At 48.4% G+C, this 20,269-nt stretch carries 22 protein-coding genes; 20 read left to right on the top strand and 2 right to left on the bottom strand.

All coding sequences use genetic code 11. The features are described from left to right. Positions 1-14 precede the first annotated feature (14 nt). The 3 genes from KWJ01_RS01930 to KWJ01_RS01920 all read left to right on the top strand — a co-directional run bounded on the left by KWJ01_RS01930 (position 15) and on the right by KWJ01_RS01920 (position 1,346). A complete protein-coding gene (locus tag KWJ01_RS01930) occupies positions 15-455 on the top strand; it encodes a SufE family protein (RefSeq protein WP_224994584.1) in 441 nt (146 codons plus the stop codon). Between the two features lie 8 nt (positions 456-463). Then, complete coding sequence (locus KWJ01_RS01925; RefSeq protein WP_224994583.1) at positions 464-814, top strand: DUF59 domain-containing protein; 351 nt, start codon at positions 464-466, stop codon at positions 812-814. A 115-nt stretch (positions 815-929) separates the two neighbouring features. Continuing rightward, complete coding sequence (locus KWJ01_RS01920) at positions 930-1,346, top strand: BrxA/BrxB family bacilliredoxin (protein ID WP_224994582.1); 417 nt, start codon at positions 930-932, stop codon at positions 1,344-1,346. Between the two features lie 143 nt (positions 1,347-1,489). Here KWJ01_RS01920 and KWJ01_RS01915 read toward each other — a convergent pair whose 3' ends face one another. After that, the gene (locus tag KWJ01_RS01915; protein WP_224994581.1) at positions 1,490-1,828 is read right to left on the bottom strand and encodes a hypothetical protein; all 339 of its coding nucleotides are present in this window, start codon (positions 1,826-1,828) and stop codon (positions 1,490-1,492) included. 310 nt (positions 1,829-2,138) lie between these two features. Here KWJ01_RS01915 and KWJ01_RS01910 point away from each other — a divergent pair, with 310 nt between their 5' ends. The 7 genes from KWJ01_RS01910 to KWJ01_RS01880 all read left to right on the top strand — a co-directional run bounded on the left by KWJ01_RS01910 (position 2,139) and on the right by KWJ01_RS01880 (position 12,107). Continuing rightward, positions 2,139-2,546 carry a 6-carboxytetrahydropterin synthase gene (locus KWJ01_RS01910; RefSeq protein ID WP_224994580.1) on the top strand — a complete coding sequence of 136 codons (408 nt, stop codon included), beginning with the start codon at positions 2,139-2,141 and terminating at the stop codon, positions 2,544-2,546. Further along, positions 2,509-3,198, top strand: coding sequence for a GTP cyclohydrolase I FolE (gene folE / locus KWJ01_RS01905; RefSeq protein ID WP_224994579.1), 690 nt, complete (start codon positions 2,509-2,511; stop codon positions 3,196-3,198). Before KWJ01_RS01910 ends, folE begins: the two co-directional genes overlap by 38 nt. 212 nt (positions 3,199-3,410) lie before the next feature. After that, positions 3,411-4,061, top strand: coding sequence for a flavin reductase family protein (locus KWJ01_RS01900; RefSeq protein WP_224994578.1), 651 nt, complete (start codon positions 3,411-3,413; stop codon positions 4,059-4,061). A gap of 5 nt (positions 4,062-4,066) precedes the next feature. Next, the gene (locus KWJ01_RS01895; RefSeq protein WP_224994577.1) at positions 4,067-5,110 is read left to right on the top strand and encodes a ligase-associated DNA damage response exonuclease; all 1,044 of its coding nucleotides are present in this window, start codon (positions 4,067-4,069) and stop codon (positions 5,108-5,110) included. Between the two features lie 476 nt (positions 5,111-5,586). After that, on the top strand, positions 5,587-7,857 hold the full coding sequence (locus KWJ01_RS01890; protein WP_224994576.1) for a sodium-translocating pyrophosphatase: 2,271 nt from the start codon (positions 5,587-5,589) through the stop codon (positions 7,855-7,857). 133 nt (positions 7,858-7,990) lie between these two features. Next, complete coding sequence (locus KWJ01_RS01885; RefSeq protein WP_224994575.1) at positions 7,991-9,592, top strand: ATP-dependent DNA ligase; 1,602 nt, start codon at positions 7,991-7,993, stop codon at positions 9,590-9,592. Positions 9,593-9,605: 13 nt separating this feature from the next. After that, positions 9,606-12,107 (top strand): ligase-associated DNA damage response DEXH box helicase, encoded by a 2,502-nt coding sequence (locus tag KWJ01_RS01880; RefSeq protein WP_224994574.1) that lies wholly within the window; start codon positions 9,606-9,608, stop codon positions 12,105-12,107. Between the two features lie 58 nt (positions 12,108-12,165). Here the strand turns inward: KWJ01_RS01880 and KWJ01_RS01875 are convergent, their stop codons facing one another. Continuing rightward, on the bottom strand, positions 12,166-12,606 hold the full coding sequence (locus KWJ01_RS01875) for a DUF2147 domain-containing protein (protein WP_224994573.1): 441 nt from the start codon (positions 12,604-12,606) through the stop codon (positions 12,166-12,168). Positions 12,607-12,744: 138 nt separating this feature from the next. On the opposite strand from KWJ01_RS01875, the gene pdeM reads away from it, so the two are divergent. The 10 genes from pdeM (at position 12,745) to KWJ01_RS01825 (ending at position 20,265) form a co-directional block, all read left to right on the top strand. Further along, positions 12,745-13,422: a ligase-associated DNA damage response endonuclease PdeM gene (gene pdeM, locus KWJ01_RS01870; protein WP_224994572.1), complete on the top strand. Its 678-nt coding sequence runs from the start codon at positions 12,745-12,747 to the stop codon at positions 13,420-13,422. Positions 13,423-13,525: 103 nt separating this feature from the next. Next, on the top strand, positions 13,526-14,065 hold the full coding sequence (locus KWJ01_RS01865) for an RNA polymerase sigma factor (protein ID WP_224994571.1): 540 nt from the start codon (positions 13,526-13,528) through the stop codon (positions 14,063-14,065). Positions 14,066-14,067: 2 nt separating this feature from the next. After that, the gene (locus KWJ01_RS01860; protein WP_224994570.1) at positions 14,068-15,048 is read left to right on the top strand and encodes a hypothetical protein; all 981 of its coding nucleotides are present in this window, start codon (positions 14,068-14,070) and stop codon (positions 15,046-15,048) included. Between the two features lie 94 nt (positions 15,049-15,142). After that, positions 15,143-16,042 (top strand): ABC transporter permease, encoded by a 900-nt coding sequence (locus tag KWJ01_RS01855; RefSeq protein ID WP_224994569.1) that lies wholly within the window; start codon positions 15,143-15,145, stop codon positions 16,040-16,042. A gap of 1 nt (position 16,043) precedes the next feature. After that, positions 16,044-16,268, top strand: coding sequence for a DUF3098 domain-containing protein (locus KWJ01_RS01850; protein ID WP_224994568.1), 225 nt, complete (start codon positions 16,044-16,046; stop codon positions 16,266-16,268). A 137-nt stretch (positions 16,269-16,405) separates the two neighbouring features. Then, entirely contained in the window at positions 16,406-17,101 is a 696-nt protein-coding gene (gene truB / locus KWJ01_RS01845; protein ID WP_224994567.1) for a tRNA pseudouridine(55) synthase TruB, read from the top strand. Beyond that, a complete protein-coding gene (locus KWJ01_RS01840) occupies positions 17,088-18,020 on the top strand; it encodes a bifunctional riboflavin kinase/FAD synthetase (protein WP_224994566.1) in 933 nt (310 codons plus the stop codon). Before truB ends, KWJ01_RS01840 begins: the two co-directional genes overlap by 14 nt. 7 nt (positions 18,021-18,027) lie before the next feature. Further along, positions 18,028-18,723 carry a CoA transferase subunit A gene (locus tag KWJ01_RS01835; protein ID WP_224994565.1) on the top strand — a complete coding sequence of 232 codons (696 nt, stop codon included), beginning with the start codon at positions 18,028-18,030 and terminating at the stop codon, positions 18,721-18,723. Positions 18,724-18,790: 67 nt separating this feature from the next. Continuing rightward, positions 18,791-19,450: a 3-oxoacid CoA-transferase subunit B gene (locus KWJ01_RS01830; protein WP_224994564.1), complete on the top strand. Its 660-nt coding sequence runs from the start codon at positions 18,791-18,793 to the stop codon at positions 19,448-19,450. Positions 19,451-19,455: 5 nt separating this feature from the next. Next, on the top strand, positions 19,456-20,265 hold the full coding sequence (locus KWJ01_RS01825; protein ID WP_224994563.1) for a M48 family metalloprotease: 810 nt from the start codon (positions 19,456-19,458) through the stop codon (positions 20,263-20,265). Positions 20,266-20,269 lie beyond the last annotated feature (4 nt).

Here is a 20,269-nt window from a genome sequence, read left to right as displayed (position 1 = left end):
ATTGCGGATAAAGCATGGAAAAAGCACCAATTAATACCATACAGGACGAGATCATAGAGGAGTTTGAGTTATTTGAGGATGACCGTAACGGTAAGCTTGAATACCTGATAGACCTTGGTGAAAAGCTGCCTGCACTGGAAGAAGAGCATAAGGTAGATAACAACCTGATCAAGGGTTGTCAGAGCAAGGTTTGGCTGGTTTCTGAACGCACGGCAGACCGCCTGAAATACAAGGCCGACAGCAATACCGCCATTACCAAAGGCCTGATAGCCCTGCTGATCCGGGTGCTGTCGGAGCAGAAGATTGGCGATATAGCCAGGGCCGATCTCTACTTTATCAGGGATATTGGCATGAATACCTTTATCGGAAGCCAGCGCTCCAATGGTTTTGCCAACATGATCAACCAGATGAAACTGGAGGCTGCACTGGCCTACCAGGAGATGGAAAAAGAGTAAGTATAGCCATGAGCGAAGAAATAAATAATGCAGCAGAACAGGTACAGCAACCCGAGGAAAACCTGCGGGACAAGGTACTGAATGCAATCAAATCAGTATATGATCCGGAAATACCGGTAGACATTTACGAGCTGGGCCTGATCTATGAGATCAACCTGTACCCGGTAAATAATGTATATATCCTGATGACGCTCACCTCCCCTGCCTGCCCTAGTGCAGAGCAGATTCCGGTTGAGGTCGAAGAAAAAGTTAAAGCGGTTGAAGGTGTGAACGAAGTAACTGTTGAACTAACCTTTGATCCCCCCTACAGCCAGGATATGATGTCCGAAGCTGCAAAGCTGGAGTTGGGCTTTTTATAATACAGAGAAGAGATGTGAGACATGAGATTTGAGATGATCAGCAAATCTGATGCTTATTTCAGTCCCACATCTTATGTCTCAAGTCTCACATCTAAAAATCTTACACATTAACCATATGTACCCAGAACATTTAGTTGCCCCTATGCGTACAGACCTGACTGGTGTTGGGTTTGAAGAATTACGCAATCCGGAAGAAGTAGAAAACCTGCTTGAGAAAGAAGAAGGAACCACCCTGTTGGTGATCAATTCTGTTTGTGGCTGTGCCGCTGGTGCTGCCCGCCCCGGAGTTAAAAAAGCTGTAGCCCTAAGCGCTAAAAAGCCTGATAACCTGGCTACAGTATTTGCTGGTGTAGACAAGGAAGCTACTGCCAGAGCACGTGAGTACACGCTGCCCTACCCTCCTTCTTCGCCTTCCATTGCCCTGTTTAAAGATGGTGAACTGGTGCACTTTATTGAGCGCCACCACATAGAAGGCCGCAATGCCGAAATGATTGCCCAGCACCTGGTGCAGGTATTCGAAGAATATTGCTAGTGAATAATACTGGCTTATGAAAAAAGGGTAAGCCAGCAGCTTACCCTTTTTTTTATATTGAAAAATGAAGAGGCAATGTATTTACAGAAACTCTATAAAGATCAAGCTTCTGCCTGAAGAAACCACCTTTGCCGGAAGGAGCATCAGCCTTCATTCAGGAAATAGTAGTAATTTCTGTTTACAGTCATAAAACGAGTGCTCTTGCGTAACAGGTCTTTCAGCGCCTTGTTTTCTTTAAGATCCTGGCTTGTAAAAGACCCGCTCACCACTGGTTTATCCTGTTGGTCGTAAATATGGATGTACACTTTTTCCTGGAAAACAAAGTGCTCATCTACTGAAAAATCTACTTCTTCCACAGCAGTGGGATCACCGCCGGAAATAGCTGTAAGGGTGTCGGTGTTGTGTGGTTCGCCAGTTGCTGAAGATACGCCTGGTAATAAACACATGAGTGAAAAAGCGAGGGTTAGGATTTGAGCTTTCATAGTTTTTGAGTTTTAGATTCTGCTTTTATTTTAATTTCTGTTTGTCTTGGTTGCGCATCGTTTGTGCGTCTTTGTTATATAGATGCTAGATGTACCCAAAAGATTACAGCGAAAAGTCAATATTTTTTAAAGTTTTGATGAGTGGTTTAAGCTGAATATGATCGGTTTATAGAAGTGTTCGTTTTAAACTGCCATTCCTGCATATTTATTCGGGACCACACCGAACTAAATTTTGGCTAATTTTGCTATTGATGTGGTATTAAATAGCTAATATTGTTTAGCTTTATTGAATAACTATTAAACACACAGCATGAAAGCGGCCATCATCCGCAAGGAACATTTCAATGCTGCCCATCGCCTCTTTAACAGAGAATGGTCAGAGGAGAAAAACAGCCAGGTGTTTGGCAAGTGCAGCAATCCCAATTACCACGGCCATAACTACGAGCTGCTGGTAAGATTGGTGGGTGATATAAACCCGGCTACCGGATATGTGTACGACATGAAAAAATTAAGCGACCTGATACAGGAGCATGTGATCAGAAAGTTTGATCACCGAAACCTGAATCTGGATGTGCAGGAATTCAAAGACATGAACCCAACTGCCGAGAACATTGCAGTGGTGATCTGGAAATTACTGCGCGATCAGATTGAGTCGCATTACGAGTTAAAGGTAACGCTCTATGAAACCGAAAGAAACATTGTTGAATATCCAGCCTGAGAAAGGCATGCACATACACGAAATGGGCGATGATCATGTAGCTTCTTCGGCAGAAACTCCTATGCGCCCCGACGCATTTGCCCTGGACGACGAGCTGAAAACCGAACTGATAGCCAAGCATTTCCGGGAGATTATGCACATCATTGGGCTTGACCTGAATGATGACAGCCTGGCCGGCACACCGGAGCGGGTGGCAAAAATGTATATAAAGGAAATATTCAGCGGCCTGAACCCTGCCAACAAGCCAGATGTTCGCCTCTTTGATAATAAATACCAGTACAACCAGATGCTGGTAGAAAAAGATATTACCTTCTACAGCAGCTGTGAACACCACTTTGTACCCATCATAGGCAAGGCGCATGTTGCTTACATTTCCAGCGGTAAAGTTATTGGTTTATCAAAAATCAACCGCATTGTTCAGTACTATTCCAAACGCCCACAGGTACAGGAAAGACTCACCGTGCAAATAGCACAGGAGTTAGCCGAAGCCCTGCAAACTGAAGATGTAGCTGTGGTAATGGATGCTGCACACCTTTGTGTGAGCATGCGTGGTATTCAGGATGAAACCAGCCGTACCGTTACCAGTCAGTTCCTGGGCAAATTCAAGGAAGAAGCTGTAAAAGCAGAATTCCTGAAATATATAGGGAAGTAATTCTGAGATGATAAAACGAATTGGAGACCGGTGTTGAGCCGGTCTTTTTATTTTGTCATAACCATAGCTGCTGTTGGGTGTTATAGTACTCTCACATGTATACAAAAAAGGGTTCGATCTTAATCTTTATACTGCAATAGTTAGATTATGTGAGCAATTTTGTTTTACATTGTGTATGATTAAATAAACAAAAGAGGCGTAATTGTTTTTATATGGAACATATTATTGCAGCTGACTTACCAAATCTGGAACAAGGCTACCGCAGAAACCTGATTAACAGCATTACAGGATTCAAAAGTGTAAGCCTGGTGGGCACCATCAACCGTTCCGGTATTACAAACCTGGCCGTGTTCAGCCAGATCTTTCACCTGGGTGCAGACCCCGCACTCATAGGAGTACTGGTAAGGCCACAGACTACTCCCAGGCACACGCTTATGAACATGGAAGAAACCGGCTACTTTACCATTAACCATATCCGCCAGGATTTTCTTTACCAGGCACACCACACCAGCGCCCGCTGGGATCACTCCGAGTTTCATGCCTGCAGGTTAACACCCTGGTACAGCAAAGGCATGAAAGCCCCCTATGTTGCCGAAGCTAACATCAGGATTGGTCTGCAGCTTGCAGAAACGCAAACCCTGGCAATCAATAAAACTGTGCTGGTGATTGGTGCCATTGAAGAAATATGGGTACCTGAAAACTGCCTGGGCGCCGATGGTTTTGTTGACCTGGAAGAAGCAGGCTCTCTTACCTGTTCAGGACTGGACTCCTACCACAGCACAAAAAAAGTAGCCCGACTTACCTACGCCAAACCAGCAAATATCCCCAGGCTGCTCAAACCTCAGCTATCTACAGAGGTTTAACCTCTATGAGTAATAAAAACCTGCTGGAAATAAACGACTGTGGCATTTATTGTCCACAGGCCGATGTGTACATCGATCCGTGGAAACCTGTAGCCAGGGCCCTGATTACCCATGCGCATGGTGACCATGCCCGCATGGGTAATAAATTTTACCTGGCACACCGGCAGTCAGAACAGGTGCTAAGGCTGCGGCTGGGGCAGGATATTAACCTACAAACCGTTGCCTATGGAGAAAACATCAACATCAACGGTGTTCACATAAGCTTTCATCCAGCAGGCCATATTACCGGCTCTGCCCAAATCCGGCTAGAGTATGAGGGAGAGGTATGGGTTACCTCCGGAGATTATAAAACAGAAACTGATAAAACCTGCACTCCTTTTGAGCCGGTGCCCTGCCATACCTTTATAACAGAGAGTACCTTTGGTTTGCCCATCTACAACTGGCGTCCGCAGCAGGAAATTTTCCAGGAAATAAACGAATGGTGGCAGCAAAACAGGGAGCAGGGGCTTACCTCCCTGCTCTGTGGCTATTCTTTGGGCAAGGCACAGCGCCTACTTGCCAATGTTGATGAGCGCATAGGCCCAATTTTACTGCACGGTGCTGTATATAATGTCTGTGAAGCCCTGAAAAAAGACGGACTTCAGCTCCCTCCTTACGAACGCCTTAGCCGCGAAACAGAGAAAAGCAGCATTAGCGGCAGCCTCGTTATTGCCCCGCCCTCGGCTCTCAACACCCCATGGATGAACAAACTGAAGCCCCTAAGAACTGCCATAGCCTCCGGCTGGATGAACCTGCGCGGCGCCAAAAGGCGGCGTGCCGTAGACAGGGGCTTTGTGCTCTCCGACCATGCCGACTGGCAGGGGCTTAATACCGCCATTAAACAAACCGGCGCCGAGCGTGTGCTGGTAACACATGGCTATACCGCTGGCTTTAGCCGCTGGCTGCAAACCCTGGGGTACGATGCCCGCGAAGTACACACACTCTACAGCGGTGAGCTCGGAGAAATCAACGAAGAGGCAGAAGAAATCAGTAGCGAGACCGAACTGTAGTGCTACTTTAAAGAACTGATTGTTCGAGCCAGCAGAAATCATTCAGGCTGTGTCTGATGAATACTATCGCAAGATCCTGTGGTTAGAAAACTCGGGCAAAAGACACAGCAGTACTCCATAACATACTGATTGTCCTGTACTTATCCTTACAAGCCTTAACACAACACTTCACACCTGGAGAGCGCTAACAGCTACAGTGAAAATTTTCTGTGCTTAATTCATAATCTTTCGGTAAGCATTCTGCGATAGATTCACTATTTCCTTTAAATTGTAATGCCTTAAGTATCTGGGAAAGGCGGCAAATCGTTCTTAAGCGGGCTTTTTGCTTTCTTCTGCTGCCTGATTGTCAGCTAAAGTTTAACCATTCCCATTCAATAATCATATGGCAGCAGGCCTGTGAAAAACACATATTAATTTCCGAAGATCACAAAGGCTAAAAACTTTATAGAGCTAACTTTTAACCAAATCTCTACTATATGAGCAAAGTCGTCTATATAGTTCCCTTTCTAGGGATTATCGGATTGATCGTCATGGCCATCAAATCGAGCTGGGTAAGCAAGCAGGACGCAGGCGATGCGAAAATGCAGGAACTTGCCGGCTATATTGCCCGTGGCGCTATGGCATTTCTAAGAGCAGAATGGAAGGTACTCTCCTACTTTGCCATTATTGCTGCAATACTACTTGCCTGGTCTGGTACCCTGGTGGAAAATTCCAGCCCTGTAATTGCCATTTCATTCTTAATTGGCGCTGTACTTTCTGCTTTTGCTGGCTACCTGGGCATGAACATTGCCACAAAAGCCAATGTGCGCACCACGCAGGCAGCACGTACCAGCCTGGCACATGCCCTCAAAGTAAGCTTTACCGGCGGTACCGTTATGGGCCTTGGGGTGGCCGGACTGGCAGTGCTTGGTATTGGCAGCCTGTTCATTGTATTCTTCTACATGTATGTGGGTCCCACTGGCGAAGTGAATGGACTGGATATGGAAAAAGCACTTGAGGTGCTGGCCGGCTTCTCTCTGGGTGCCGAAAGCATTGCCCTTTTTGCCCGTGTAGGTGGTGGTATATATACCAAGGCTGCCGACGTAGGTGCCGACCTGGTTGGTAAGGTAGAGGCTGGTATTCCTGAAGACGACGTACGCAACCCTGCCACTATTGCTGACAACGTAGGCGATAACGTAGGTGACGTAGCCGGTATGGGCGCCGACCTTTTCGGCTCTTATGTAGCCACCATCCTGGCCACCATGGTGCTGGGCCGCGAGATTGTTTCTGATGACAATTTTGGTGGCATTGCACCAATCCTGCTCCCTATGCTCATCGCTGGCTTAGGGCTTATATTCTCCATCATCGGTACCTTCTTTGTACGAATCAGCAACGATAACGGCAATGTTCAAAATGCCCTTAACCTGGGCAACTGGTCGTCCATTATACTAACCGCCATTGCTTCCTATTTCCTGGTATCCTGGTTGCTCCCGGATATTATGGTAATCAGAACCTTTGAATTTACAGATTCCGACGTATTCTGGGCCATTGTGGTAGGCCTGGTGGTAGGTGCCCTTATGAGCATTATTACCGAATATTACACAGCCATTGGCAAACGCCCGGTAAATTCAATCGTACAGCAATCCAGCACCGGTCATGCCACAAACATCATTGGCGGTTTGTCTGTAGGCATGGAATCTACCGTACTGCCCATTATTGTTCTTGCGGCAGGTATTGTAATTTCTTACTCTTTTGCAGGTTTATATGGTGTGGCCATAGCCGCTGCCGGCATGATGGCAACCACTGCCATGCAGCTGGCCATTGATGCCTTTGGCCCTATTGCAGACAACGCTGGTGGTATTGCAGAAATGAGTGGACTGCCAGAAGAAGTGCGCGGCCGTACCGATGTACTGGATGCCGTAGGTAACACCACCGCTGCAACCGGCAAAGGTTTTGCCATTGCCTCTGCTGCTCTAACAGCTCTTGCCCTTTTTGCAGCCTTTGTAGGCATAGCGGGTATCAATACAATTGATATTTACAAAGCACCGGTATTAGGCGCATTATTTATTGGCGCCATGATTCCATTCATTTTCTCCTCTCTTTGTATTGCCGCCGTAGGCCGTGCTGCCATGGACATGGTGAATGAAGTACGCCGCCAGTTCCGCGATATTCCGGGCATAATGGAATACAAGGCCAAGCCAGAGTATGAAAAGTGCGTGGAGATCTCTACAAAAGCATCTATTCGCGAAATGATTTTACCCGGGGCCATTGCCCTGACCGTACCTGTTCTGGTTGGTTTTGGTTTTAAAGGAGTATTTACAGACACCAGCTCTGCCGAGATTTTAGGTGGTCTGCTGGCAGGGGTAACCGTAAGCGGTGTACTGATGGGTATTTTCCAGAACAATGCCGGCGGTGCCTGGGATAACGCCAAGAAGTCTTTTGAGAAAGGCGTCATGATCAATGGTGTGATGGAGTATAAAGGTTCTGCTCCTCACAAAGCTTCGGTAACCGGCGATACGGTGGGTGACCCCTTCAAAGACACTTCCGGTCCTTCCATGAACATCCTCATTAAACTGATGTCTATTGTAGCGCTTATCATTGCACCACACATTTCAGTACAGGATCCGCACGAGCCAACCCCTCCACACCCGGAAGGCGAGCTGGATGTTCGGATCGAGAAAATCCTGGATAAGCCAACAGATAGCATTACTCCGGTAAAAGCAGAAATATTCCAAACTGCTGAACCATCAGAAACAATGCAACTCTAAAAATTAACTTCACCCCAAAAAGGCTTCTCTACAGGAAGCCTTTTTTTATTTCAGACACCATTCCCATTGTAAAGAGCTGCCTGGCAGTAGATGCGTAAACAAAGCGCTTTGGTGCTGGTTCTATTGTAAAAACTTGAGACAGTTTGCCCATCTTTTTGCACAGCTCGATCAAACGAACAAAACGAACGAAAAGCTCTTCATCCTGAAGGAGTACCTGGCTGCAGCCCCACCAAAAGATATTCTCTGGGCCCTGGCCCTTTTTACGGGTAAGCGTCCGCGCAGACCAGTAAACAGCACGCTGCTTCGCCACTGGGCTGCAGAGGCAGCTAACCTGCCCCTCTGGCTGTTCGAAGAAAGCTACCATGTGGTAGGAGACCTTTCCGAAACCATTGCCCTGCTCCTGCCCCCGCCACAGCACCAGCACGATCAGCCCCTGGCCTACTGGATGGATTTTCTGCGCAACCTGCATCCGCTGGAAGAAGCAGATAAAAAAGCAGCCATCCTGGAAGCCTGGGATGGCATGGATAAGGTAGAGCGCTTTGTTTTTAACAAACTAATGTCGGGCTCCTTTCGCATTGGCATCAGCCAGAACCTGATGGTAAGAGCTGTTGCAGAGGTGCAGGAGATGGACCCTGCCGTGGCTGCACACCGGCTTATGGGCAACTGGGATCCTCTTACCACTGATTATGATGCCCTGTTTGGTGAAGAAGATGCCGGAGACCGCTTAAGCAGGCCCTATCCTTTTTACCTGGCACACGCCCTGGAGACAGGCCCCCATAGCCTGGGGGATCCCCATGAGTGGCAGGCAGAGTGGAAGTGGGACGGCATACGCTCACAGCTCATTTACCGGCAGGGAGAGCTCTACATCTGGTCAAGGGGCGAGGAGCTGGTAACTGATAAATACCCTGAACTACTCAGCCTTCAGGAACACCTCCCTTATGATTGCGTGATCGATGGTGAGCTGCTGCCCGTGAAAGAGGGTACCGTTATGCCTTTTGCTGCCCTGCAGACCCGGATTGGCCGCAAGATCGTAAGCCGCAAGCAGCTCAGTGAAACACCTGTTCGTATCTATGCCTACGACCTGCTGGAGCTAAAAGGTGAAGACATAAGGCAGTGGCCCCTGGAGCAACGCAGGCAGGCACTGGAGCAGCTTGTTCAGCAAACCACCGCTCCTACCCTGCTGGAGCTTTCTGCCGTAGTAGATTTCAATGCATGGGAAGAACTGCAGGAGGCCCGCAACAGTAGCCGTTCCCTTATGGCCGAGGGTCTGATGCTCAAAAAGAAAGACTCTGCCTATGGCGTAGGCCGCAAACGCGGCGACTGGTGGAAATGGAAGATAGACCCGCTGACGATAGATGGCGTGCTGGTATATGCCCAGAAAGGCAGTGGCCGCAGGGCAGATCTTTATACCGACTACACTTTTGCCGTATGGGATGAGGAGGAAAAACAGCTGGTGCCCTTTGCAAAAGCCTACTCCGGATTAAGCGATGCAGAAATACGCAGGGTTGATAACTTTGTAAAACGCAATACCCGTGAACGCTTTGGGCCTGTTCGAACGGTTAGTCCAGAGCTGGTTTTTGAAATTGCCTTTGAAGGCATTCAAAAGAGCAGCCGTCACAAATCTGGTGTTGCCATCCGCTTTCCCAGGATCTTACGCTGGCGGCTCGACAAAAAAGCCCAGGATGCCAATACCCTCCGGGACCTGCAGGACATGTTAAATATTTACGGCAGCTGATAGCAATACAGACTTGAAATCAATAATAAACAGTTCTACAGTTCCTGATCTAAGGGTCGCCCAAAGCTGGTTCAAAAGCCGGGGCTGGCAGCCCTTTCCCTTCCAGGAAGAGGTGTGGACAGCCTACCTGCAGGGGCAAAGTGGTTTGCTGAATGCACCCACCGGCAGCGGCAAAACCTATGCCCTCTGGTGGGCCCTGCTGCTGGAGTGGATAAATGAAAACCCCGACAACTGGCAAAGCAAACGCCCTGGCGGACTACAGCTTGTATGGATAACACCGCTGCGTGCCCTTGCCCGTGATTTGCAGCTGGCCATGCAGCAGGTGGTGGATGAGCTGGGCATGAGCTGGAAGGTATCGTTACGAACAGGAGATACCAGCAGCAGCGAGCGCCAGAAACAGCTCCGCAGCAGTCAGGAGTGTATCATTACCACCCCAGAAAGCCTGCACCTGCTCCTAAGCCAGAAGACCAGCAGCCAGCTCTTTAAGCGCTTTCGCTGCCTGGTGGTAGATGAGTGGCACGAGCTGCTGGGCAGCAAGCGGGGTGTACAAACAGAACTGGCCATTACCCGGCTGCGCAAAATAAACAGCCTGCAGCCCAAAACCTGGGGCATTAGTGCCACCATTGGCAACCTGCAGGAAGCCATGGAAATTCTGGTGGGTAAGCAGGAGGCAAAGCAAGCCAAACTGGTAAGGGCACAGGTAGATAAAAAGATAGAGATTGCATCCATCATTCCGGAAGAGGTAGAATCACTGCCCTGGGCCGGGCATATGGGCTTAAAGCTGCTCCCCTACATCCTGCCCATCATCGAAAACAGTACCTCTACCCTACTCTTTACCAACACACGTGCCCAAACAGAGCTCTGGTACCAGAAGCTGATGGAATATGCACCACAAATGGCTGGCCTTGTTGCCCTGCACCACGGTTCCCTTGACCGCGAGGTGCGCGACTGGGTAGAAGATGCCCTGCATAGTGGCCGCCTGAAGCTGGTGATATGCACCTCCAGCCTTGACCTTGGTGTAGACTTTAAGCCGGTACAAACAGTAATACAGGTAGGCAGCCCCAAAGGCATAGCCCGATTTATGCAGCGGGCGGGCCGCAGTGGCCATCAGCCGGGCGCCACCAGTAAAATACATTTCTTACCCACCAACGGGCTAGAGTTGCTGGAGGCTGCAGCCTTAAAAAAAGCGCTTGCCACTGCACACTGCGAAAGCCGGGTACCCCTGCAAAAGCCAATGGATGTGCTGGTACAATATTTAGTAACCATGGCGGTGGGAGAAGGCTTTCGGGAAGATGAGCTCTATGAGGAGGTGAAAGCCAGCTGGAGCTACAGCACCTTAAACCAGGAAGAATGGCGGTGGGCGCTGGAGTTTGTAACCAGCGGTGGCAGCACCCTCGATCAGTATGAAGAGTACAACAAAGTAGCAAAAGATGAGGAAGGCTACTACCGGGTACCCAGCAAGCGCATAGCTTTAAGGCACCGGCTTTCCATGGGCACCATTGTAAGCGACCCTACCCTGCGCATAAAGTTTATAAGTGGGGGTTACATTGGCCAGATTGAAGAGAGCTTTATCTCAAGGCTGAAGAAGGGTGATGTATTCTGGTTTGCCGGTCGGGCTCTGCAGTTTGAGCAGATCAAAGACATGACGGTGCTGGTGCGCCGCAGCAAAAGCAAAAAGGGAGTGGTGCCACGCTGGTCGGGCAGCCGTTTATCCCTATCCTCTACCATGAGCAGCCTGATCAGGGAAGTTATTTCCGAAGCCGCTAACGGCCTGAACACAGAACCGGAAGTACTTGCCGTAGAACCCATCCTGGGCCTGCAGAGCAGGCTCTCCGGCATCCCCCAATTACACCAGCTGCTGATTGAAAGCTTCAGGAGTCCGGATGGCTACCATGCTGTTTTTTATCCTTTCGAGGGCCGTAATGTGCATGAATTGCTGGCGGCACTCACTGCCTATAGGATCAGCCGCCTGCAGCCCCTATCCTTTAGCCTGGCCATGAACGACTATGGCTTTGAGCTCCTGTCAGACACGCCCATACCACTGGAAGAAGCGCTTTCGGAAGATCTTTTTTCTGCAGAAATCCTGCTCGATGATATAAGGGAAAGTATTAACAGCACCGAAATGGCCCGCCGAAGGTTCAGGGAAATTGCCGCCATAGCCGGGCTTGTATTTACCGGCTACCCCGGTAAGCCGGTCTCTAACAAGCACCTGCAGGCAAACAGCAGTATCATATACGATGTATTGCAGGAGTACGATCCGCAGAACCTGCTGCTGGAACAAGCCAGCAGAGAAGTGCTGCAGGTACAACTAGAGCAGGACAGGTTTTTGAAGGCCTTGCAGCGCATAAACGCACAGGAAATTGTGTTACTGCGCCCGGCACGCCCTACACCTTTTGCCTTTCCTATTATGGTAGACCGGCTAAGAGAACACATCAGCAGTGAAGACCTGGAAAGCCGCATTGCCAAAATGCAGCTGCAGCTGGAGCAGTGGGCTGGAAAGCAGGGATTTTTATAAACAGGAAAAGCGGCTGTGTGCCGCTTTTCCTGTTTATGCTTGTAGTGCTTTGTTCTTTTTACTGCGCGCGCGTCCAGCTGGAGGTACGGCCAATGAGCGATATACCAACATAGCCACGTAAATCAAGCTTGTTCCTGTTCACAAGCTCTGCATTGGCAGAATAGGTTTTGCCGCTCTTGGGATCATAGATCTCACCATCTTCGTATTCACCATCTCCGTCATATTCCAGCCCCTTCAGAATTACAAGGCCCATTAACGGACGGTTGCGGAGTTTGGTATCCGGGTTGTCTTTATCTACTCTTGGCTTACCCTGCTCATCATTGGGGCTTTCCAGGTGTATAATTTTACCAAAATACTTATCTCCATTCTTGTAGACCTCAATTTTAGAAGTTTTTTCGGCATTCCACCAGGTTCCTAAAATGTCATCTGCTTTGGTTTGTGCGTGGGCAGAAAGGCCAGCCAATAGCATCACAGCTACCACCGTCAACGTTTTCATCATGTGCTTCATTCGGGGATCTTTTATAGAGTAGTAAAATAATAATTAAAAAACATACTGCAAATACCAGTCCATTTATTTACAATATTAGACCCAGGCTTGCGAACCCCTTTTTACCCGGTGTTGTTCCATAAGATAGTCATGCAGCAGGAAAAATCCATTAGCCCCACCATTCATACCATAGCCGGACAGGAGTTACTACTACTGCCGGAAAAGGCCATATTCTGGACCCAGAAAAAAATATTACTGCTTGCAGACCTGCATTTGGGCAAAGCTGCCCACTTCAGAAAGGCAGGCATTCCTATTTCGGGTAAAATTCATGAGCACGATCTCCATACGCTCGATAATTTATTGAATCAGTGGCAACCTCTGCAGGTAATATTTCTGGGAGATTTGTTCCATAGCAGCTTCAACCAGGAGTGGAACCGGCTTGAAGCATGGATGGAAGAGAAAAAAAATATTCTTTTTACCCTCATCAGGGGTAACCACGATGTGCTGCCCCGGCAGCTGTATGCAGGCAGCTGTTTGCAGGTGGTAGACGAAAAAATGGAAATTTCCCCATTTTTACTTACCCACCACCCGCCGGAGGAGGCCAACAGCAACACAAGCCTTTATACACTGTGCGGGCATGTACACCCTGCCATACAGCTATCCGGGCAGGGCCGGCAGCAGCTAAGCCTGCCCTGTTTTTACTTTGGCTTACATTACGGCATATTGCCTGCTTTTGGAAAATTCACAGGATTTTACAAAATTAAACCTAAGGCAGGCGAGCAGGTGTATGGGGTTTTACCGGAACGTGTTATACCTTTGGGTTCGTAATTGCCGGCATGCACTAAAACCTCATGTAGGTTTTTATTAATTTTTTACAAAGCAAGGTGGTTACTTCTGCAGAACAAAACGTATTAACACAGTAGCGAGCTAGATGAAAGACAGCGAGGTTCTGGAGCGTATTGCCCGCGGCGATGAAAAGGCGTTAGATTTTCTGTATAAGAAACACTATCGCATGATGACGCATATCGTCATCAGTCATGGCGGCGGCGAGCAGGAAGCCAAAGATGTTTTTCAGGATGCCCTGATCGTTTTCTGGCAAAAAGCTGCCAGTGGAAATCTTGTACTTACTTCTAAAATCAGTACGTATCTATACAGTATTTGCCAAAACCTCTGGCGCAAGGAATTCGAGCGTAAAAGCAAGCTTGTGCACGAGGCCAAAGACAGCGAAGAATACCTGGGCGAAGACAGCAAGGAACGCGTACAAATTATCAGGAAGTGTGTTGCAGAATTGGGATCTACCTGCCGCAAAGTTTTAACCTATTACTATTTTGACGGTTTATCTATGGAACTGATCGCAGAAAAGCTGGGATTTGCCAATACAGATACCGCAAAAACAAAAAAATATAAGTGTAAGAAGAAGCTCGATGAGCTTGTGCGCAGTAAGTACAGCAAAAGCGACTTCATGGATTAGCAATGATCGGAAACTCACACCATAACGACCGTCTGGACAATTACCTGTTGGGTAAACTTTCTGCTGATGAAAAGGCAGCAATGGATGCCAAACTGGCTGCAGACAGCCAGTTGCAGGAAGATATGCTGTTTCAGCAGGATATTGTGCATGCACTGCAGGAAGAGCGCCGGCTGGAGCTCAAAAACAGGCTGAACAGTATAGAGGTAGGTGCAGGCGGCTTTAGCTCTGCCATCGGCCTTAAAATAGCTGCCGGTGTTGCACTGGTTGGACTCATGGGCACAGCCATTTATTTCTATGGCAGCAGTGATGAACCAGAAGCAGCAACAGAATTGCCTGTTGGTATCATTAACTTCTCCGATACCGATAAGCCCTACACGTACTCCATCCCTGAAATGCCTGCGGTTACCTACACAGGTACAACAGTGGAAAAAGCAGAAATCAGCCAGCCACGGGAACAAAGTAGTGTAAGACCTGCAGCCCCAGTCGCAATTGCAGATGTAAAGGCCCCGATCAGCCGGAAAGACAAAGCAGTGCTGCCTGAGGCTAAGAACAGCAATCTTAAAACCGACAGCCAGCAGAACATACAGATACAGAAACCCAATGTACTGAGCGACTTTAAAGACACTGAAATAAGTGCATCCAATCACCAGCCCGAGGCCCCGGTGGATGCCCTGGCCCAGAACCGTCAGTTTTCTACCCAAAGTATTGAGGTAAGCGCACAGCTGCACGAAAAATACGATTTCCATTACCAGTTCTACGATAATAAGCTTTTCATCTACGGAGATTTCAAGAGCAAGCCTTATGAAATTCTGGAGATCAACACTGAAGGATCGCGTGTGTATTATCTTTTCTTTGAGAAGAATTACTACGGCCTGAAGAACGACCAGCAAAAGCTGGTGAGGCTAAAGAAGATTAGTAACGAAAAGCTGATAAAGGAACTGGAGATTACGCGAAATCAAAAAATGAATCCCCAGCACAACTAAAACACAAAGAACAGCCGGCCAGCAGCCGGCTGTTTTTGGTTTTGCGTCAAAAGCATTAATTTGCCCACTAAACATTTCTATAAGCTGGCAAAATATGGCCGATTCCGCGAAACCCAGAAAAATCCGCAAAAAAAAGCTTGGCAGCTACCCTTTCGCCAGTGTAATCTTCAGCATTAGTATGGCACTGTTTGTACTAGGGCTTTTTGCCCTGCTCCTGCTCCATGCTAACCGGCTGCAGGCTATTATACAGGAAAACCTGGAGGTACAGGTGTTCCTGGACAGAGATTTGTCTGAAGCCAACCGTATTAAAATAAGCAAAACACTCGCCTCCAAAAGATACACTGCTGCCAAAGACAACAAGGCGCAGATACGCTACATCAGCAAAGAAGAAGCAGCAGAAGGTTTCTTAGATAATCCGGATGAGGAAATAGCACTGCTGGGCGACAACCCCCTGCGTGACTCTTATGTGATGAAGCTCAAGCCGGAGTACTACCAGGCCGATAGCCTGGAGATGATCAAGTCGGAGATTCAGCAAACATCAGGAATTTTCGAGGTAACCTATGTTAAAAGTCTGGTAGAGTCGGTAAACGAGAACCTGGCTAAAATCGGGCTGATTCTGCTTGGGTTTGCTATCCTGCTGCTGATTGTGGTACTTGTGCTGATCAACAACACCATTAAACTGGCACTGTTTTCGCAGCGCTTCCTGATCAGGAGCATGCAATTAGTAGGTGCTACCAGCCGTTTTATCCGTAAACCTTTTTTAACAAGGGCTTTTCTGCATGGGGTACTTGCCGGAGTTGTTGCTTCTGCACTGCTCTATGCGCTGATGCAATGGGCTTACACCCGCATAGAAGACCTGCATCTGCTGGCCGACTGGCGCAATTCTGTTATTGTGTTTGCTGCCCTGATTATAGCCGGCGGCTTTGTAGGCTGGTACAGCACCTGGCGGGCCATGAATAAGTATTTAAGATTATCGCTTGATGAATTATACTGATATGGAAAACAACAATCAATTTATGCCTTTTAAAAGAGGCAACTATGTTTTGATGCTGGTAGGCATCCTCATTCTCATAGTAGGATTTGTGATTATGAGCATGGACAGCGAGCCACATGGTTTTGGCTTTTTAGGCATTACCCTGGGCCCAATAGTGGTCATGGCAGGTTTCATCTTTGAAATATTTGCCATTCTGTACAACCCAAAGAAAGAAACACAAGCATAATTATTCAGGAGATCACAGGGCAGCGCTGCTGCATTCGGTGATCTCCCGGAGATTACTATTATCTGGCACCATTTGCCATTGGGTGTGGCTGCAGTCAGGTATACACAATGGTTATTTTTTATTAGTTACCTCTCAACATGAGGAAATCAGAATATCATTTCGCCGAGGGCGAAGTACTGCTCCTGGATAAACCCTATCACTGGACCTCCTTTGATGTGGTGAATAAGCTGCGCGGCGCACTGAAGATGAAAAAAATAGGCCATGCCGGCACCCTTGATCCGCTGGCAACCGGGCTGCTGATTATCTGCACCGGTAAAATGACCAAACAGATAGACTTTTTCCAGGGCTGGGAAAAAGAATATACCGGCACCTTTATCCTGGGAAAAACAACCCCTTCCTACGACCTGGAAACCCCTTTCGACAGCGAATCTCCCTATGAGCATATCACAGAAGCGCAGGTGGAAGAAGCAGCTAAATCACTGACCGGTTCTCTGGCCCAGATCCCTCCGGCACACTCTGCCATTAAGGTAGGCGGACAAAGGGCTTATAAAAAAGCACGTGCAGGTAAAGAAATAAAGCTGGAGCCACGTGCGGTTGAGGTACATACCTTTGAAATAACTGCCTTCACCCCGCCAGAGGTACACTTCAGAATTGTGTGCTCAAAAGGCACTTACATCCGCAGCCTTGCCCGGGACCTGGGACAGCAGCTGGGCACCGGTGCTTTTCTTGCAGCGCTGCGGCGCACCCGCATCGGCGAAAAACATGTGAACGATGCTGTTGAACCACTCCCCCTGCTGGAACATATAAAAGAGGTCTCCAATGAAAGTATATGAAGGCCTGCAGCACTTTGAGCGCCTGCCCTATGCCGTAGTTACCAGCGGCACTTTTGATGGCGTTCATATCGGGCATCAGAAAATAATCAAGCGGTTGACCGATGCCGCAAAACAGGGTCCGGGAGAATCTGTGCTTATTACCTACTGGCCACACCCCAGGCTGGTGCTGCATGCAGACAGCAAAGATCTTAAGCTGCTTTCTACTTTTGATGAAAAAGCAGCCCTGCTTGCAGATTATGGCGTGGAACACCTGGTGAAGATTCCCTTTACCCCGGAATTTTCCAGGTTAACCTCCCAGGAGTTTATCCAGCAGGTGCTTATAGATGCCATTGGCACCAAAAAACTGGTAATTGGCTACGACCACCGCTTTGGCAGAAACCGGGAGGGCAGCTTTGAGCACCTGATGGCCAACAAGCAACAATATGGCTTTGAGGTAGAAGAAATTCCGCGGCAGGATGTTGAGCATGTAGGTGTAAGCTCCAGCCGTATACGGGCAGCTCTTTCCGAAGGAAAAGTAGAGGAAGCCGCTGCATACCTGGGCAGGAATTACAGCTTTGCAGGCAATGTAGTAGAAGGTGATAAAATAGGGCGAAGCCTGGGCTTTCCTACGGCCAACCTGCAAATACCCGAAACTTACAAACTTATCCCTTCTGACGGGGTTTATGCTGTTAAGGTAGCACTGGAAGGAGCACAATGGAGTGGCATGCTCAACATTGGCAACCGGCCTACGGTGGGGGGAAACGAGCACCGGCAGGAAGTACATATATTTGAGCTGAATCAGGACTTATATGGCAGGCAGCTAAGAATTGAGCTGATCCGGCAGATAAGGCAGGAGCTAAAATTCAACTCCCTGCAGGATCTGCAGCAACAGCTTAACAGAGACAAGGAACAGGCACTCTCAATACTTAATAACAGCTAGATTTTTTATGATCAATAAGGTAGTACAAAATGCCGACGAAGCCATTCGTGATATCCAGGACGGTGCCGTACTGATGCTGGGCGGCTTTGGCCTATGCGGTATTCCTGAAAACAGCATTGCAGCCCTGCTCAAAAAGGGCACCAAAGGCCTCACCTGTATCTCCAACAATGCAGGTGTTGATGATTTCGGGATAGGCCTCCTGCTGCAAACACGCCAGGTAAAGAAGATGATCTCATCTTACGTTGGCGAAAATGCAGAATTTGAAAGACAGCTGCTAAGCGGAGAACTGGAGGTGGAACTTATCCCTCAGGGTACGCTGGCCGAACGCATCAGGGCAGGCGGCGCAGGCATTCCTGCATTTTTCACACCTGCCGGTGTAGGTACCGAAGTGGCAGAGGGCAAAGAAACCCGGGAGTTTAATGGCAAAGTTTACCTGATGGAGCTGGGGCTGCGGGCCGATTTTTCGCTGGTAAAAGCCTGGAAAGGCGATACTGCCGGCAACCTTATTTACAAAGGCACTGCCCGCAACTTTAACCCCATGATGGCGGCAGCAGGCAAAATCACTATTGCGGAGGTAGAAGAGCTGGTACCCGCCGGTGAGCTGGACCCCAATATGATTCACACCCCCGGCATCTATGTACAACGCATCTTCCAGGGCAGCAACTACGAAAAGCGCATTGAGCAAAGAACGGTAAGAGGGTAGTGTGATGCCTTTCAGGGGCCACACAGCCGCAGCTACTAATTTTTAAAAATAACCACCAAACCAACTTATGGCGCTCGATAAAATTGGAATAGCGAAACGAATTGCCCAGGAAGTAAAAGATGGCATGTACATCAATCTGGGTATTGGCATCCCTACCCTGGTAGCCAATTATATTCCTGAACATATTAATGTTGAACTGCAGTCGGAGAATGGTCTGTTGGGCATGGGCCCTTTCCCTACCGAAGAAGAGGTAGATGCAGACCTGATCAATGCAGGCAAGCAAACCGTCACATACCTGCCTGGCGCATCCATATTCAGCTCTGCAGAGAGTTTTGGCATGATCAGGGGCAAGCATGTTAACCTTACCATTCTTGGGGCCATGGAGGTATCGGAAAACGGAGATATTGCCAACTGGAAAATACCCGGCAAAATGGTAAAAGGCATGGGTGGTGCTATGGATCTTGTTGCCTCTGCCGAAAACATAATTGTAGCCATGCAACACCGCAGCCGCGATGGCGCCAGCAAACTGCTGAAAGAATGCACCCTGCCAATAACCGGCCTGCGCTGTGTGAAAAAAATCGTAACAGACCTGGCAGTACTGGAAGTTTTACCAGAAGGAGGCTTCCGTTTGCTGGAACGTGCGCCCGGAATTAGCGTAGAAGAAATTAAAGCCGCTACCGAAGGAAAACTGGTCGTGGATGGAGATATTCCCGAGATTCAAATCTGATAACAATGAGAAAAACCTCTTTACAACTACTCTTTTTATTTGCTGTTGTTTCTGCTATCATCAGCGGATGTAACAAAGACGAGCCCCTGGTAATTCTACCACTGGAGCAGGATGTACAACTCGGTGCTCAGGTACATGAAGAGATCTTAAACATGCAGGACAGCCTGCCCATTCTTTCCGAACAGCAGTACCCGCAGGTATATCAGTACCTGCGCAACATCATGAGCAATATAGTTGCCTCTGAAGATATTCTGTACGAAGAAGAATTCGGCTACGATAAGATCTACATCATCAAGAACGACAATGAGCTGAATGCCTTTGCCACCCCGGGTGGTTACGTATATGTATACACAGGCCTCTTGAAGTACCTGGATTCTGAAGATCATTTGGCAGGCGTACTTGGCCATGAGATAGCACACGCAGACAGGCGCCATACTGTAAGGGCCATACAGCGCGACCTTGGTGTGCAACTGCTGCTGGATGTTGCCCTTGGCCAGAACCAGGGGGCGGTAGTGCAGGTAGTAAGAGCATTGGGCGATCTGCAGTACAGCCGCAGCAATGAGGAAGAAGCAGATACCTACTCAGTTAGGTACCTCAGCAACCCTCAAAGCCCTTATGAGTGCGATGGTGCAGCTGGCTTTTTTGAAAAACTGCAAAATGAAGGCAGCGGCGGCGGTACACCTGAATTCCTAAGTACACACCCCAACCCCGGCAACCGCATAGAGGCGATACAAGCCGAAGCGGCCACTCAGGGCTGTGATACTGCACCCTGTACAACTTGTAGTTATGAGCAGTTTAAAATCATGCTTCCCTGATATA

This window comes from Cesiribacter sp. SM1 (genome assembly GCF_020178975.1).
Classification (GTDB): Bacteria; Bacteroidota; Bacteroidia; order Cytophagales; family Cyclobacteriaceae; genus Cesiribacter.
Note: the sequence above shows the minus strand (reverse complement) of the source record. Positions and strands in the feature narration are given on the sequence as shown.

Coding starts and splice junctions, on each gene's coding strand:
- KWJ01_RS01875 (WP_224994573.1), bottom strand. CDS start 12,606: ATGATGAAAACGTTGACGGTGGTAGCTGTGATGCTATTGGCTGGCCTT.
- folE (WP_224994579.1), top strand. CDS start 2,509: ATGAAACCGAAAGAAACATTGTTGAATATCCAGCCTGAGAAAGGCATG.
- KWJ01_RS01895 (WP_224994577.1), top strand. CDS start 4,067: ATGAGTAATAAAAACCTGCTGGAAATAAACGACTGTGGCATTTATTGT.
- KWJ01_RS01860 (WP_224994570.1), top strand. CDS start 14,068: ATGATCGGAAACTCACACCATAACGACCGTCTGGACAATTACCTGTTG.
- KWJ01_RS01900 (WP_224994578.1), top strand. CDS start 3,411: ATGGAACATATTATTGCAGCTGACTTACCAAATCTGGAACAAGGCTAC.
- KWJ01_RS01915 (WP_224994581.1), bottom strand. CDS start 1,828: ATGAAAGCTCAAATCCTAACCCTCGCTTTTTCACTCATGTGTTTATTA.
- KWJ01_RS01840 (WP_224994566.1), top strand. CDS start 17,088: ATGAAAGTATATGAAGGCCTGCAGCACTTTGAGCGCCTGCCCTATGCC.
- KWJ01_RS01835 (WP_224994565.1), top strand. CDS start 18,028: ATGATCAATAAGGTAGTACAAAATGCCGACGAAGCCATTCGTGATATC.
- KWJ01_RS01925 (WP_224994583.1), top strand. CDS start 464: ATGAGCGAAGAAATAAATAATGCAGCAGAACAGGTACAGCAACCCGAG.
- KWJ01_RS01920 (WP_224994582.1), top strand. CDS start 930: ATGTACCCAGAACATTTAGTTGCCCCTATGCGTACAGACCTGACTGGT.
- KWJ01_RS01825 (WP_224994563.1), top strand. CDS start 19,456: ATGAGAAAAACCTCTTTACAACTACTCTTTTTATTTGCTGTTGTTTCT.
- KWJ01_RS01890 (WP_224994576.1), top strand. CDS start 5,587: ATGAGCAAAGTCGTCTATATAGTTCCCTTTCTAGGGATTATCGGATTG.
- KWJ01_RS01930 (WP_224994584.1), top strand. CDS start 15: ATGGAAAAAGCACCAATTAATACCATACAGGACGAGATCATAGAGGAG.
- truB (WP_224994567.1), top strand. CDS start 16,406: ATGAGGAAATCAGAATATCATTTCGCCGAGGGCGAAGTACTGCTCCTG.
- KWJ01_RS01850 (WP_224994568.1), top strand. CDS start 16,044: ATGGAAAACAACAATCAATTTATGCCTTTTAAAAGAGGCAACTATGTT.
- pdeM (WP_224994572.1), top strand. CDS start 12,745: ATGCAGCAGGAAAAATCCATTAGCCCCACCATTCATACCATAGCCGGA.
- KWJ01_RS01865 (WP_224994571.1), top strand. CDS start 13,526: ATGAAAGACAGCGAGGTTCTGGAGCGTATTGCCCGCGGCGATGAAAAG.
- KWJ01_RS01855 (WP_224994569.1), top strand. CDS start 15,143: ATGGCCGATTCCGCGAAACCCAGAAAAATCCGCAAAAAAAAGCTTGGC.
- KWJ01_RS01910 (WP_224994580.1), top strand. CDS start 2,139: ATGAAAGCGGCCATCATCCGCAAGGAACATTTCAATGCTGCCCATCGC.
- KWJ01_RS01830 (WP_224994564.1), top strand. CDS start 18,791: ATGGCGCTCGATAAAATTGGAATAGCGAAACGAATTGCCCAGGAAGTA.